12 protein-coding genes and 1 pseudogene are annotated in these 15,031 nt (G+C 73.6%); 10 read left to right on the top strand and 3 right to left on the bottom strand.

The window, feature by feature from the left end:
* Positions 1-396: 396 nt before the first annotated feature.
* Positions 397-1,251, top strand: a complete 855-nt coding sequence (locus ABT015_RS33470; protein ID WP_350885928.1) for a universal stress protein — start codon at positions 397-399, stop codon at positions 1,249-1,251.
* Between the two features lie 14 nt (positions 1,252-1,265).
* Entirely contained in the window at positions 1,266-1,967 is a 702-nt protein-coding gene (locus tag ABT015_RS33475; protein WP_350885930.1) for a helix-turn-helix domain-containing protein, read from the top strand.
* Positions 1,968-1,990: 23 nt separating this feature from the next.
* Here ABT015_RS33475 and ABT015_RS33480 read toward each other — a convergent pair whose 3' ends face one another.
* Entirely contained in the window at positions 1,991-2,977 is a 987-nt protein-coding gene (locus tag ABT015_RS33480) for an Acg family FMN-binding oxidoreductase (RefSeq protein ID WP_350885932.1), read from the bottom strand.
* Positions 2,978-3,340: 363 nt separating this feature from the next.
* On the opposite strand from ABT015_RS33480, the gene ABT015_RS33485 reads away from it, so the two are divergent.
* Together ABT015_RS33485 and ABT015_RS33490 are read left to right on the top strand one after the other, a co-directional pair.
* Positions 3,341-3,526, top strand: a complete 186-nt coding sequence (locus ABT015_RS33485) for an Hsp20 family protein (protein WP_350885934.1) — start codon at positions 3,341-3,343, stop codon at positions 3,524-3,526.
* A gap of 51 nt (positions 3,527-3,577) precedes the next feature.
* Complete coding sequence (locus tag ABT015_RS33490) at positions 3,578-3,856, top strand: dsRBD fold-containing protein (protein WP_350885936.1); 279 nt, start codon at positions 3,578-3,580, stop codon at positions 3,854-3,856.
* Between the two features lie 907 nt (positions 3,857-4,763).
* Here the strand turns inward: ABT015_RS33490 and ABT015_RS33495 are convergent.
* Together ABT015_RS33495 and ABT015_RS33500 are read right to left on the bottom strand one after the other, a co-directional pair.
* Positions 4,764-5,516 (bottom strand): annotated as a pseudogene (locus ABT015_RS33495) (IS5 family transposase); the annotation flags it as partial.
* Positions 5,517-6,211: 695 nt separating this feature from the next.
* Positions 6,212-7,477 (bottom strand): alpha/beta hydrolase family protein, encoded by a 1,266-nt coding sequence (locus ABT015_RS33500; protein WP_350885938.1) that lies wholly within the window; start codon positions 7,475-7,477, stop codon positions 6,212-6,214.
* A 262-nt stretch (positions 7,478-7,739) separates the two neighbouring features.
* On the opposite strand from ABT015_RS33500, the gene ABT015_RS33505 reads away from it, so the two are divergent.
* The 6 genes from ABT015_RS33505 to ABT015_RS33530 all read left to right on the top strand — a co-directional run.
* Positions 7,740-8,918 carry a sensor histidine kinase gene (locus tag ABT015_RS33505; RefSeq protein ID WP_350885940.1) on the top strand — a complete coding sequence of 393 codons (1,179 nt, stop codon included), beginning with the start codon at positions 7,740-7,742 and terminating at the stop codon, positions 8,916-8,918.
* Positions 8,915-9,601 (top strand): response regulator transcription factor, encoded by a 687-nt coding sequence (locus ABT015_RS33510; RefSeq protein ID WP_350885942.1) that lies wholly within the window; start codon positions 8,915-8,917, stop codon positions 9,599-9,601. Before ABT015_RS33505 ends, ABT015_RS33510 begins: the two co-directional genes overlap by 4 nt.
* 695 nt (positions 9,602-10,296) lie before the next feature.
* Positions 10,297-11,715, top strand: coding sequence for a hypothetical protein (locus tag ABT015_RS33515; protein WP_350885944.1), 1,419 nt, complete (start codon positions 10,297-10,299; stop codon positions 11,713-11,715).
* Between the two features lie 285 nt (positions 11,716-12,000).
* The gene (locus ABT015_RS33520) at positions 12,001-12,594 is read left to right on the top strand and encodes a phosphotransferase (protein WP_350885946.1); all 594 of its coding nucleotides are present in this window, start codon (positions 12,001-12,003) and stop codon (positions 12,592-12,594) included.
* A 394-nt stretch (positions 12,595-12,988) separates the two neighbouring features.
* Complete coding sequence (locus ABT015_RS33525) at positions 12,989-13,972, top strand: alpha/beta hydrolase (protein ID WP_350885948.1); 984 nt, start codon at positions 12,989-12,991, stop codon at positions 13,970-13,972.
* Positions 13,973-13,983: 11 nt separating this feature from the next.
* The coding region (locus ABT015_RS33530; protein ID WP_350885950.1) for a peptidoglycan DD-metalloendopeptidase family protein at positions 13,984-15,031 on the top strand (1,048 nt) is incomplete at its 3' end.

A 15,031-nucleotide genomic window follows, 5' to 3' on the forward strand; every position in this document is an offset into this window, starting at 1 on the left:
CCTCGGCGGACGGGTCCGTAATCCCACTGTCCGCCGACACCGGTCGTCCCGCACGGGGCCGTCCGGCCCCGACGGCCCTTCCAACAGGTCCCCCTTGGCACGGGTTGGGCTGATCGGCCCCTGCGCGAGCAGCGCTCGGCCCCGGCCGTACCGGCGTTCGGGCGTTCGGGCGTTCGGGCGTTCGGGCGTTCGGGGACGACCGTGGGGGCGCTCGGGGCGTGCCGCACCGACCTGGTCGCGGAGAGCCGCCCCTTCGAAGCCGGCGGGGCCCACCGGCCCGCGTCTCCGGGCCCGACCGGCCCTCCCCCACGCGTACGACAGCGCACGACAATGAGAGTGGTCAAGGCTCCTCGCGGAGCCGGTGACGGCGCCGGCCAGAGCCGAAAGGAGACCGCGATGAACGGCTTCGAAACCCGCCGCCCCGTGATCGTGGGCGTCGACCGCTCCGAGGCGAGCCACTGGGCCGTACGCTGGGCGGCGGACGAGGCCGCCTGGCGCGGCCTGCCACTCCAGCCCCTGCACGCCCAGGACTGGCCCACCAGCCGGCAGGTGGGGGACCACTGGACGATCGGCCTCCGCGCCGCCGGCGACACGCTGCTGGACACCGCCCGGCTGCTGGCCTCCGAACGCCACCCCGGACTGGAGATCACCCCCCGGCTCGTCGAGGGCCGCCCGGTCCGGGTGCTGCGCGAAGCAGCCGACGAGGCCGCACAGCTCGTCCTCGGCATCCGTCGGCTCACGGAGGCCCACTCCGCACTGCCCATCGGGTCCAAGGGTGCCTCTCTGGTCGGACACCTGGGGTGTCCGATCGCCCTCGTCCCGGAGCCGACCGACGGCGTCTCCGGTCCCGGCCCCGTCGTCGTCGGAGTGGACGGCTCGGAGGCCTCCCGGGCCGCGATCGGCTTCGCCTTCGAGGAGGCCTCGCTGGCCGGGGCCGACGTACAGGCCGTGGAGATCCGCCGCCCCGCCGACGCCGCGCAGCCGGACCTGGTCGAGGAGGCCCTGGTGGACCTGTCCGAGGCGCTGGCCGGCTGGCAGGAGAAGTACCCGGACATCCGGGTGCGGCGCGAGGTGCTCACCGGCTCTCCCGCCCCGATGCTGGCGGCCGTCGCCACCCGCGCCCGCTGCCTGGTCATCGGCAGCCGGGGCCTCGGCGGCTTCCGCGGCCTGCTGTTCGGCTCCACCGGCCGCGCGCTGGTGCACCGCTGCACCGTCCCGCTGGTGATCGTCCCGAACAGCGAAGCCGTCTGAACAGGGAGATCGCCATGACGACCGCGAACGACAGCGGGGCACGCCCCCGCCCGGCCGACCCCGGCGACCTCGGGCGCCGGGTCGCCCACCGCCGCGCCCAGCTGGGGCTCACCCGCGAGCTGGTGGCCGAGCGCGGCGGCCTGGACCCGGGGTTCCTGGAGTACCTGGAAACCCACCCCGTCCCGGTCGGCGTCGGCACCCTCACCCGGCTCGCCGACGCGCTCGACACCACGGTCGGCTGCCTGCTCGGCGGCGGCCGCGACGTACCGTCCGGCCACGCCCGGGCCAACGCCCGCGTACTGCTGGAGGAGTTGGACCCGGCCGCCTGCTGGGCCAAGCTCTCCCCCGGCGGCGTCGGCCGAGTGGTGCTGACGGCACCGCGCGGCCTCGTGGCGCTGCCCGTCAACTACCGCGTGCTCGACGCCACCATCCTCTACCGCACCGTCGACGACGGCACCCTCGCCAGGACGGCAGGCGACGAGGTCGCCTTCGAGGCCGACCAGCTCGACGAGGTGTTCGCCACCGGCTGGAGCGTCCTGGTGAACGGCACCGCCTCGATCGTCTCCGACGAGGAGACCGTGAGCTGGTTCCAGCGGCACGCCGACACCCGCCCCTGGGCGGGCGGCACCCGGGACACCTGGGTGCGCATCCGGCCCACGGGAATCAGCGGCCGGATCATCCGCCCCGACGGCCCTCCGATCGTCGCACCCGAGTAGGAGACGGGCGGAGGAACATCCGGCTACCCCTCCGGCAGGTCGAGGACGTCCTCGACCCGGCGACGCGGGCTGGCCGCGCCGGACGGGCCGTAGCCGAGGCGCAGCACGAGCTGGACGTACCCGGGCCCCTCGTGCGGGTCGCGCAGACGCCAGCGGGTCTCGGGGATCTCGACAGCCTGGTGCAGGACGGAGGCGCGCAGGCCGCGGAGGGTGGCCAGCAGCCACACCCGTTCCATGGCCTGTCCGGTGCGCAGCCAGTCTGCCCGGCTGTCGAGGTGGGTGGTGAGGGTGGCCAGTTGCGGCAGCGCCTCGAAGCGTTCGGCCGGGGTGCCGTGGCGCGGCGGGTGACCGGCGAAGCCGCGCATCGGGACGCGGGCGTCGCGGTCGTGCGAGCCGAGGGCGGCGAGCGGGATGCCGTCGCAGGAGGGCTCCAGCCGTAGCCAGCGGCGGGTCTCAGCCTCGCGGGTGACGTCGGCGGCGATCCGGGCCTCGGCCTCGGAGGTGAGGGCGAGCACGCGGCGCACCCCGTCCTCCTCCAGCACGGTGAGCGTGACGCCTTCGTCCCGGCCTGCCGAGATGAGCTCGGCGACCAGTGCCTCGGGGACGTCCCGATTGGTGAACGGCTGCCGGCTGGAGTGGCGCCCGGCGATGACCGGGTAGAGGTCGGCGCCGAGGGGCCGCGGTGTGCGGGCCGGTGCGGAGAGGTCGAGCACGGCGCACGGCTGCGCGCCTTCGCCGGCCGGCAGCAGCCGGACGGCGGCCTCCCGCCCGAGATGGGCGGCGGCCACGCGCAGGTTGAACAGGGCAGCGCCGATCGAGATGTGCAGCGCCCTGCCGGCCGGGTCGGCGGCCGGAACGGCCCGGCTCAGGTCGGCGCGGACCTCCAGGCCGAGCAGGTCGGGCGTGGGACGGAAGCGCCAGGGCTGGCTGTTGTGCAGCGAGGGCGCCAGGCCTCCGGCTTCGGCCAGCAGGTGCAGATCCGCAGTGGTGAGGGCGGTTTCGGTGGTCATGGTTGATCACTCCCTGTTCTCGGCGGGGAGCGCCGGTGATTCGAGCATCCGCCGAGCCGGTGGTGCTGAGCGAGGGTCCTAAGGCCCTGGCCCCACGGCCGAGCGGCACCGGTGCCCACCGATGCGTCCGGCCTCGCCGGGCTAGCCCGCGCCGCCCCGCAGATAGGGCCCACCAGAGGGCCGAACAGCCCTGCCGCCTCGCACTCGGCGGCGGTCTGCTGGATGGGAGGAGGCCCGGTTCATCGTGCCCGGCCCTGAGTGCCGGGGCACGGCCGTGCTGACCGACGATTCCGTTGGACGGAGCCGAACGGGCCCTCGCATCATGAAAGCCGCAGAACTGATGACCTCAACGCCGACCTCACCGTGACCGCCTTCGAAGCCGCCCGGCTGGTGGAGCTACTGTCGTTCACCCGCAGTGTCCGGCTCTCCGCCGGTGTCCCCGAGGAGGACGTCACCGCCGCCTGGGACCAGGGTGTCCTGACCGTCCGCGCACCGATCGGCACGGCCGAAAAGGCCTCTCGCACGATCGAGATCACGCGGGGCGCTTGACCCGACCGGCCGGGCTGGCCCCGAGCCCGCCCGGCCCCGAGAGGACCGGACATGAGCACGAATGCCACGACACCGATTCGCACCAAGCAGTGGACCCTGCGCCTCGACCTCTTCGAGGAGGGCGACACCACCAAGGTCCACGCCGTCCTCGACACCGGCGACAACGCCCTGGAGTCCCGCACCGCCGCCCGCCGCAACCCGCACGACCCACTCGTCCCCGAGATCGGCGACGAGTACGCCGCGGCCCGCGCCCTGATCGACCTCGGACACCAACTGCTCCGCGCCGGGATCGCGGACGCGGCAGCGAACGACCGCTCGGAAGCCGGCTGAGCGAACCCGGCGACCACGAGGCCGCAGGCCGTGCCGCGCGCAACAGCGTCACGGCGAAGGTGATTTCGTGGAGGTCGAAGGCCGCCGCCTGTTACAGGCCGACTCCGCATCGCTCATGTCGGACGGACACCTCGGTCGCCTGTACGGTCGGTCGCCAGCATTCCCGAACCGATGAGCGAGGCAATCACACTCAGGTGAAGCCGAGTTGGCGCCAGCCGGTGCGAGGGCATGGAACGACGCCGACGCCGCCAGGACGAACAAGCCCCACGGCTATGCGACCAGGCCCGGGAGCTGTTGGAGGGGATCGGCCCCGGCCTGGCCGCCGCCGGGCGGGACGCGCTGGAGGCGATGGACGGCGAGCAACTCGCCCTCGCCGTCCGGCACGCACGCGCCGTCCGTGACCTCGCTGCCCCGCATCAGAGACGTGCTCGGCGAGCCGACCGCGTAGCAGTCCGCTGGTGGTGTCGGCTTCGGCGAGCCAGTCGCCGGCGACCAGCAGGTCGGCGTGCTCGGCGATCTCCTCCACCGGCAGGGTGCAGAACGCGGCCGGCGCCTCCAGCGGAATCCCGCCGTCCTCGGCGTGGCCGAGGCTGCCGTCAGGGCGGGTGTGGGCGGTGGTGCAGAGGGCGAGGAGGCGGGTGGCGGCGCCGGTCTTCTTCCTCCGGAGCTTGCGGTCGCCGACCACCCGCACCAGCCGGTCGGCCACCGGCCCGCACCTACCTGCCCGGCCTGGGCCCGGTGACGAACACCGGCCCGGTTGCCGAGCCGGTCCGGGTTCGGGTCTGCGCGGTCCTGGTCCACGACGGCCGCATCTGTCTGATCCGCCGTCAGTGTCCCGCTGTCTCAGTGGGCGTTTGACGTAGGCGGATTGACCTTTATGCCCTAGTAGGTCCCTCGCCAGGTTGGCGGAGCTGGTCGGCAGGGTCTCGCAGTCGCGGGCCAGCCGACGACGCAGCATGAGCCATCCCAGACTTCGTTCGACTACCCAGCGCCTTTTCACTATGCGAAAGCCGCGGACGTCGGATTTTCTGGTAACGACTTCGACGTCGACTCCGAGGCCGGCTCCGTGCTCGATCACGGCGTTCTTGAAGCCGGTGTCGACCCAGCTCTTGGAGATGCTCGGGTAGGTCTTCTTGGCCTGGTTGAGGAGGTGGATTCCCACGGCGTTCTCGGACAGGCTCGCGGCGGTGACAGCCACGGCGAGGATCAAGCCGATGGTGTCAGTGAGGATGCCGCGCTTCCGGCCGACGATCTTCTTCGCGGCGTCCGTCCCCTGGCTGCTCAGGGGCACGTTGGTCGAGGTTTTCACGCTCAGGGTGTCGATCACGGACGCGGTCGGCTCGGGCTTGCGCCCCTCCTTCACACGGGCCAGGCCGGTCAGGTCGAGTTGAGTTCCGCGAAGATTCCCTCATCACGCCAGGCTGCGTAGTAGGCGTAGACGGTGGAGTGGTTCGGGAAGTCGTGCGGGAGGTACTTCCAGGGGATTCCCGTGCGGTTGACGTAGAGGATCGCGTTGAAGACGTCGCACAGTTCGACCTGGGCCGATTTCCCGGCGGGCCGGCGGTCGAGCCGGGCCTTTCTCCAGGCCGTCAGTTTTCGGCTCGATCAAGGCCCATCGGGCGTCGGACAGGTCGCTGGGGTACGGCTTCCGCTGGCTCACGGCACAGCGTCGGCACGGATGCGGCGGAGGATCCCGTTCCGCTGTCTATTGGGCGGTTCTATGACTTCTTCAAACCAGACGGATTTCAGAGCCCAGAAGCGGATGAGACGGACAGCCCGACCAGCGATCGACGGCGGAGCGATCTTCTCCTATCGACTGTAGTGTCACGAAAGTGGACGGGCGTGAAAGCCGCATACAGGAAGATGGCTACCAAAACGCCCGCTCAGACCTGCTCGCGCGATTCCCCACCCTGCGGCGTTCTGACCTGCGGACGGACGCCACTCGGAAGGGGGCGTCCGATAGCCAGCCAGATCCAGGGGCGGGGCGGACTGTCCAGGGTGGCCGAAGGCCAGCGCGCAGCGCCGCCGCAGGCGCCCTTGACCAGCTGACACGGCCCGCATACCGAACGAGCGGGCGGCCTCGGCCTACGACGTTGGCGCTGCTCACCGAAACTGGTTCTGACCGTGATTCCGTGAATGATCATGATGTGCTGCGCGGCGGAGCTGGACGGTGCCGGTCCGCGACGGGCTCCTGCTCGACGGATGTCTGCGATCAGGACGCGGACCCTGTCCGGGGCGCGGGCGGCGCGGCCCGGCGGGGGTGGTCCGCTCGCGGCGCCGGGGTCGCGGAAGGCACAGGGGGTCCGTCCGTCCTCCGATCGTGCCGGCGCCACCAGGGGTGCCGGGCGGGCCGGTTCAGCGCAGCACCTCCAGCTCCGGCCAGTCGTCGCCGGGCCGGTCGAGGAAGCCGGTGGGCCGCCCCGTCAGGTACCGCGCGAAGAAGGCGGCGACGGCGGTGCGCTGGGCGGCCAGGGAGCGCCGGGGGTCAACAGTGCCGATGAGCCCGGCCGCGTCGGGGACCGGGAGGCGGCGGACGAGCTGGGGCAGGAGGACCTGGAGGTCGGTGTACGAGCCGTGGGCGGCGTTCCGCAGCCGCAGGGCGTGCCGGGGGCCGGTGGACGCCGCCCAGTAGGAGGCCCAGCTCGGTTCGGTGCGCAGGGTCTTCGTACCGGAGGCCATCAGTAGGAAGGGCTTGGCGAGGCCGCTGTCGGCGACGGGTCCGAGGAGGGCGCCGTCGAGGTCGGCCGCCGCGCGGACGCGGGGCTCGTCGTGGGCGAGCTGGGCGGCGACGGAGCCGCCGAGGGACTGCCCGAGCACGCCGGTCCTGGCCGGGTCGGCGGCTTCGGCGAGCCCGTCCGGGAGTGGGCCGGTGCCGGTGTCGGGGCGGTCCCCGCGGGCGAGCCGGTCGAGTGCGCCGAGGACGAAGCGGGCGTCGGCGAGGCGGGCCCGGGAGTGCCCGGCGAGGAGGGCGGCGATGACCTCCGGGGTGAGGTCGTCGGGAAGCGGGAGGGCGCGTTCGACCCGGCCGCCGGGGAACTCGACCTGTTCGGCCTCGTACGTGGAGTCGAGGGCGACGACGAGGTGGCCGCGGCTCGCCAGCTCCTCGACCAGGGTGGTGCCGAGGGCGCGCGAGCCGCCGTCGCCGGAGGAGAACAGCACCACGGGCAGCCGGCCGGCGCGGCGGGCGACGGGCGCGCCGGTGCGGGCGTGGGTCCTGATCCCCCGCCAGTCGGCGGCGCCGGCGGGGACACCGAGGGCCGGTGCGGAGTGCGCGTCCCAGTCGGCCGCCGCGGCCGGGGGCAGCCAGGGGGCCGTCGGGTGCCCGGCGCCGGGTTCCGCCGGGTACCAGAGGCCGGCCATGAGCTCCCGGTAGGGCTTGGCGGGGAGGAGGGGGTCGGGGCGGCTGTCGTCGACCAGGTGCAGCGCGACGGTGCCCACGGGCCAGGGCCCGGTGGGCGCAGGCAGGCGCAGCGGGACGGGGGTGTCGGGGGCGTGCGCGGGGCCGTGTCCCCCGGCCGGGGCGGCGGGGCGGCTTCCCGGGGCGGGGACGGGGGCGGCGGCCACGGTGGCGAGCGCGGCGGCGCCGAGCGTGCCGAGCAGGGCGCGGCGGGTCTGGGGCATGGACGGGCTCCTCGGGCGGTGCGGATACGGGGTCGCCACCAGGATTCCGCCGCCGGGGGTGCGGGGCGCCCTGCCGGGGGACGATCCCGCGGGTGGGCGCGGGTCGCCCCAGGGCGCGTCCGCTCCTCCGCGCGGAGGAGCCCCCGGTGTTCCGGGGTCTCCCCCGGTCTCCGCCGGTGGGCGGACGCCTCAGCGGGCGCGGGGGCCCTACCGTGGGACTCCGGCGAGGACGCCGGACGACGCGGACGCGAGGACGGACACGATGACCGGGACCGGCGCGGTACGGACGGGCCCGCCGGGCGCCCTCGCCTGGCTGCCGGGGCGGGTGCCGCCCCTGGTGGCGGACGCCGCGTTCGCGGCGGCCCTGTTCCTGGTGACGCTCGGGCCGGGGCGGGTGGCGGACGGTACGGGTTTCGCGCTGCAGACCGCTCTGGTGCTGCCGTTGGTGTGGCGGCGGCGGGCGCCCCGGGCCGCGTTCGGGGTGATCGCCGCCGCGGCGCTCGCGCAGTGGCTGCTGGGTGTTCAGCTGCCGGCCGACGCGGCGGTGCTGGTCGCCCTCGGGACGGTGACCGCGCGGGCGCCGTACCGGTCGGCGTGGGCGGCGGGTCTGGCGGCGGTGGCCGGGGCGGTGCTGGCGGCGGCGCGCTGGGCGCCCGAGGGCCGGTTCCTCGCCTCGGCCGCCGCGATGACGGCGGCGGTCGCCGCGAGCGCGCTACTCGGGGCGAACGCCCGGATCCGGCGGGCCGCGCGGGCGGAACGGCTGGAGTGGCTGGAACGGGACCGCGACGAGCGGGAGCGTCGGGCGGTGGAGGAGGAACGCGCCCGGATCGCGCGGGAGTTGCACGACAGCGTGACGCACGGCCTGTCGGTGGTGGTGGCGCTGGCGGACGCGCTCGGGCACGCGCGGCCTGCCGACGCCTCCGCCGTGACGGCCCGGATAGCGGAGACCGGGCGGCAGGCGCTGACCGACATGCGGCGGGCGCTGGGCCTGCTCCAGGACGCCGGTCCCGACGCGGGGCCCGGGGACGACCGGCGGTCGCCACCGGGGATCGGGCAGCTCGGGGCGCTGTGCGAGCGGATGGAGGCGGCAGGCCTCGTGACCCGGCTGCGGGTGGACGGCGAGGCCGCCAGGGTGCCGGCCGCGGCGCAGCTGACGGTGCACCGGCTCGTCCAGGAGTCGCTGACCAACGCGCTGCGCCACGCTCCGGAGGGGGCGCGCGCCGAGGTGCGGGTGTCCTGCGCGCCGGGGGCGGTCACGGTCGAGGTGACCGACGACGGGCGGGCCGCAGGGACCGGGCGGCCGGGATCCGCCGGGTCCGGGCGGGGTCTCGCGGGGATGCGGGAGCGCGCCGCGGCCTTCGGCGGGGTGTTGGAGGCGGGCCCGCGGCCGGGTGGCGGCTGGCGGGTCTTCGTACGGCTGGATCCCGGGGGCGCGCCGTGAGCGTCCGGGTGCTGCTGGTGGACGACGAGGAGCTGCTGCGGCTGGCGTTCGGCATGATCCTGCGCGCCGAGCCGGACATGGAGCCGGTCGGGGAGGCGGCCGACGGGGCGGCGGCGGTGGAGCTGGCGCGGCGGCTGCGGCCGGACGTGGTGCTGATGGACGTGCGGATGCCGGGCACCGACGGCATCGAGGCGACCCGGCGGCTGCTGCGCGAGGTGCCCGGGACGCGGGTGCTGGTGCTCACTACCTTCGACCTGGACGCGTACGCCTTCGACGCACTGCGGGCCGGGGCGTCCGGCTTCCTGCTGAAGAACAGCCGGCCGGAGGAGCTGCTGGGGGCGATCCGCGACGTGGCCCGGGGGGACGCCGTGGTCTCCCCCCGGGTGACCCGGCGGCTGCTGGACCGCTTCGCGCACCGGCTCCCCGCCGCCGGGGGCGACGGTGGCGGGGACGACGGTGGCGGGGGCGACGCGGAGCGGCTGCGCGTGCTGACCGCGCGCGAACGGGAGGTCCTGCTGGGCGCCGCCCGCGGCCTGACCAACACGGAACTCGCCGCCGCCCTCGGTCTCGCGGAGCCCACGGTGAAGAAGCATCTCGGCCGGGTCATGGCCAAGCTGGATCTGCGGGACCGGGTACAGGCGGTGATCTTCGCGTACGAGTGCGGGCTGGTCGAACCGGGGTAGGCGCGGGCGGCCGTCGGGCGGGGGCCGGCGACTCGGGCGACGGTGGCGGCGGTCCAGGGGGTGGCGACCGTGGCGTACTCGGCGCTGGTGGCGCCGTAGAGGTCCTTGGCCGCGGTCAGGGTCGCGGTGCGGGGCGTGCGTAGCCCTGGCCGTTTTCCGACCGGGTCCGCGCGGTCACCCGGATTACGCCACACTCACCCGTCACGCCTTCGACCACCGGCACCGGCAATCCTGAAAACACCACGCTCACAAGCTCGTTGACATCTCACACACCATGCCGACGATGCCAGTCACCCCTGGTCACCACCGATGACGGGACAGGGTCGAAGACCGTACGGACCCGCGCGGCACGCTGCGACACACGTGGTCTCCCTTCCCCTCGCTACCTCGAAGCGATCGGATCAGGACATTTAATGCTGTTTTGTCATGATTTTCTGTCAGGCGTCCTGTCATGCCCTCGCCTTGTAGCGTGAGGGGCGCAGGGCGCTTCGCTGTGAGGAGAGGTGAACCTGCGGATGAGTGCTCGCACTCGTGGACAAGGCGATCTGCCGTGGTATCGGGTCAGCCGTCAGTGGCCCGCGGCCGTGTTCAACAGGACCCTGGCCGGTGGGACGACCCCGGCCCGTACCGCCGTTGCGTCCGATTCGGTCGGCTCGGGTGGACGGTTCGGGGAGCGTGGTGCGGGGGTGGTATCGGTGGGCAGTGCGCTGCTGTCCGGTATCGCACTACTGGCGGCCACGGCTCCGCCAGTGGCCGCCACGCCGGCGGGGGCCGCGCCGCTGCGGGCGCAGCGGGCTGATCCGTCGCAGACCTTCACCTTCACCGGCGCTTCGCAGACCTTGACGGTCCCGGCGGGGGCGGTGGTCACGATCACCGCGGACGGCGCCGGCGGCGCCGACAACACCGGCACCGCCTGCGGCTTCACCGGGGCCGGAGGGACGGGGGCACACGTCGTCACCACACTGCCGACAACCAGCGCCCCGACGACCTACACCATCAACGTCGGCGGCACCGGCACCGCCGGCTGCAACGGAACCGGCGCCGGCGGCTACAACGGCGGCGCCCCGGGCGGCACCTCAAGCAACCCCACGGGCCAGTTCCGGAGAGGTTCCGGAGGAGGGGGGGCGTCCAGCGTCAGCACCGGCACCGCCCTCCTCGTCGTCGCCGGCGGCGGCGGTGCCGACGGCGGCGCCCCCTTCGCCGGCACAGTCGCGGGGGGAAACGGGGGCAACGGCGGCACACCAGACGCCACCGCCGGCACCACCGGAGCATCCGACAGCGGTGGTTCGCCGGGATCCGGCGGGCAAGGCGGCAGCACCAGCACCAGCACCGTCGGCGCCGGCGGCGCGCCGGCCACCCCCACTGGAGGCTGCACGCCGGCCGAAGGTGACCCAGGAAGCGGCTTCACCGGCACCACGGTCGGCACCGGCGGCGCCGGCGGCAACAACACCGGCGGCAACTGCGTAGCCGCCGGGGCCGGAGGAGGCGGAGGCGGAGGATACTTCGCCGGCGGCGGAGGCGGCTCCGCCACCCCCGGCAGCAGCGGTCTCGGCCGCGCGGGTGGTGGCGGTGGTGGCGGAGGCAGCAGCTTCGCCACTGCGACGGGCACCGGGACGGCCTATACGGCCTCGACGATCGGGACGGCGAACAAGAACGGTCAGGTGATCATCTCCTACACGGTGGTCGCCCCGTCCCTGACCATCACCAAGACCCACGCCAGGCACTTCACCCAGGGGCGGGACGGCACCTACACCATCACGGTCGGCAACGCCGCCGGGGCCGCCCCGACCGACGGCACCACGGTCACCGTGTACGACACCCTTCCCGACGGGCTCAGAGCCGACAGCATCAGTGGCCCGGGATGGAACTGCACCCTGAACAACCTCACCTGCACCCGTAACGACGCCCTTGCCGCCGGGAGCAGCTACCCGCCCATCACCCTGAAGGTCGACGTCTCCTGCAGCGCCCGCGACCAGGTGACGAACACCGCCACCGCCATCGGCGGCGGCGACACCGCCAGCCACACCGCCAGCGACCCCACCACGATCAAGCGCCACAAGCACGACGAACACGACGAGTACGACATGCGCTGCGACCGCCACGAGCACTGGTAGACCAACCAACCTGCGTCTGACAGCGGGGCCGTCCTCATGGACGGCCCCGCTGTCAGGCATGCGCCACTGACCGGTGGCACCGGATGCGACAACCCGCCCATCAAGTGGGGCGGTGGCGCAGCGAACTCCCTCCCGTCGAGACCGACGTCGACGCCTTCGTCCTGGCCGCCACCACCGAGGCCGCTCTTAAGCAGCTCTGACCCACCGTGCGACATGCCGAAGGCTGATCAAACGTCAGGGCTACGGTCGCGCGGGCTGGCACCCGCTCTCCCGCTGCCGATCCCGGTGCCGCTGGCGAAGGGGGGTCCTGGTGCGACCTACCCGTTCGCGTGGTCGGTCTACGGGTGGATCGACGGCACGCCCGCAACGTTCGAGTCAGTCGTCGATCCGATCCGCTTCGCCGAGAGCCTGGCCGACTTCGTCGCCGCGTTGCAGAGCATCGACGCCTCGGAAGGGCCGCGGCCCGGCAAGCACAACTGGTTCCGTGGAGCGACGCTGCGGACCTACGAGGCGCAGGCGCTCGGTGCGCTGGACGGGCTACGCGGCCACATCGACGTCGCGCCGGCACACGAGTTGTGGACCCAGGCGCTCGAAGCGCAGTGGGACGGGACCGACGTCTGGTTCCACGGCGACCTCGCCAAGGGAAACCTGCTCCTTGAGGACGGACAGCTCGCCGCCGTCATCGACTTCGGTAGGTGTGGAGTGGGGGGACCCCGCTTGCGACCTCGCGATCGCGTGGACCTTGCTCTCGGCCGACGGCCGCGGCTCGTTCCGGAAGCGGCTGGGCGTCGACGATGCGACCTGGGCGCGCGGACGCGGCTGGGCGCTGTGGAAGACGCTCGTCTCATGCGCCAACAGCCTGGGCGAGGACGGCGCTGACGCCCGTGACGCGCGACGCGTGCTCTCGGTGATCCTCACTGATCCACGCTGAGGGGTCGTAGGGGCGAATCGCGCCAAAAGTTGTTGGCCTCAATAACGGCACATCACCACTGAACATCCCTGAACGCCCACTGAGAAGTGACGGCTTGGGAAGACGCCACCTCGCCCAGTCCGCCACCCCGTCGCCGCCACCGAACACCGTCACCACCCACCGCCGCCGCCGAACACCGTCACCACCCAACGCCGCAAACGCATCAGTCTCCGCCCCCCGCCCCGCCGCTGTCAGTCCGTATGGTTCCGGGTTCCGCGCCCGGCCCCCGGCTGGCTACCGTCCGAACCGTCGGACATCCGGCGGGCCGGACGGGCCGCCGGCACGCGCCCTCTGGAGGTCACGGTGACCGCGAACCACCCCACCCGCAGGAGCATCCTCAAGTCCGCCGGAGGGTTCGGCGCCGCGCTGGCGCTGGGCGGCGCGAGCGTCCTCGCGACGGCCTCGGCCGCCCGCGCCGCCGACGACGGCTTCGGCCTGCACATCACCGACCGCAACGAGGGCGACGCCCGGATGTGGTATTACCGCTTCCACACCGCCGAGATCGGCTGGGACCCGGCCGTCAACGTGCTGCTCCCCGACGACTACCACACCAGCGGCCGCACCTACCCGGTCCTCTACCTGCTGCACGGCGGCCTCCAGGACTTCATCGAGTTCGACCACCGGGGCGTCCGCGACTGGACCATCGGCAAGCCGCTGATCGTCGTGATGCCCGACGGAGGGCAGGCCGGCTGGTACTCGAACCCGGTCAGCACCAACGTCGGCCCCCGCAACTGGGAGTCCTTCCATATCAACCAGCTGATCCCCTGGGTCGACGCCAACTTCCGCACCTTCGCCGAGCCGGAGGGCCGCGCCGTCTCCGGCTTCTCCATGGGCGGCTTCGGCGCCCTGAAGTACGCGGCCAAGTACTGGGGCCACTTCGCCTCGGTCAGCGCCCACTCCGGCCCGGCCAGCCTGCGGCGCGACAACGGCGCGGTCGTGCACTGGGCCAACGTCTCCTCCGCCGTGAAGGACCTGGGCGGCGGCACCATCTACGGCGCGCCGCTGTGGGACCAGGCCAGGGTGACCGCCGACAACCCGGTCGAGCGCCTGGAGAGCTACCGCAACAAGCGGATCTTCCTGGTCGCCGGGACCAGCCCCGACCCGACCAACCCCTTCGACACCTTCAACGAGACCGCGGTGCTGGCCGGCCAACGGGAGTTCCGCGCCCTGCTCGACGGCGCCGGCATCCCCTACGAGGCCCACGAGGAGCCGGGTGGCCACTTCGTCCGCCCCGACATGATGCTGCGTGACATCGACGGCATCATCGGCCGCCTCCGCAAGGGGTGAGGGGCGCTCCGATGGTCTCCCGCACCTCGCGGCTGGCCCTGGCCGCGGTCGCCCTGCTGCTGCCGGTCACCGTGCCGGCCGCCCCGGCCCAGGCCACCCCCGCCACGGCTGCCCCCGCCACGGCTGCCCCCGCCGCGAAACCGGCGGCCCGGGCCGCCGGTTTCGCGGCGGCCTGCCCGGCCCGCGGTCAGATCTCCCAGTACTACACCGCGGAGCACAACGGCATCGACATCGCCAACGACTACGGCACCCCGATCTACGCGGCCGGCGACGGCAGGGTCATCCTCTCCGGCACGGAGCCCGGCTACGGCCAGTGGATCCGCATCCTGCACCCGGACGGGACGATCACCGAGTACGGGCACATGCAGCGCCGGGACGTCTTCGAGGGCGACGGCGTGACGGCCGGCCAGCAGATCGCGCTGATGGGCAGCGAGGGCAACTCCACGGGCCCGCACCTGCACCTGCGGGTCTGGGCCGACTCGAACGCCTCCGTGCGCACCGACCCGGAGCCGTACCTCGCGGAGCGCGGCGTCATCGTGCCCTGTGTGCCCGGAAGCGGCCCCCGCCCCGCGCCGTTGGTGTATCCGGCGGAGTCCGGCCGGGTGGTCTCGGCCCGGTCCTCGGACGGGCGTCTCGAAGTCTTCGCCGCGGGAGCGAGCGGCGTCTCGCACGCCTGGCAGACCGCAGTCAACGGCGCCTGGTCGGAGTGGGAGGACCTCGGCGGCCCCGCCGGCGCCGAGCTCGCCATCGGCCCCAACGCGGACGGCCGGCTGGAGGCGTTCGCCCTCAACGGCTCCACCTTCCAGCACCGCTACCAGCTCCAGCCCTCCGGTGCCTGGTCCGGCTGGGAGGACTTCGGCACCGGCGGCCACGACATCGCGGTCGGCGCCAACCAGGACGGCCGCCTCGAAGTCCTCGCCTCCGGCCCCACCGCCGTCTTCCACCGCTACCAGACGGCACCCAACAGCGGCTGGTCCGGCTGGGAGGCCACCGGCGGAGGCCCCGCCGACAGCGAGATCGAACTCGGCAAGGCCACCGACGGCCGGCTCGAAGTCTTCG

The organism is Kitasatospora sp. NPDC094016 (assembly GCF_040304045.1).
Taxonomy (GTDB): domain Bacteria; phylum Actinomycetota; class Actinomycetes; order Streptomycetales; family Streptomycetaceae; genus Kitasatospora.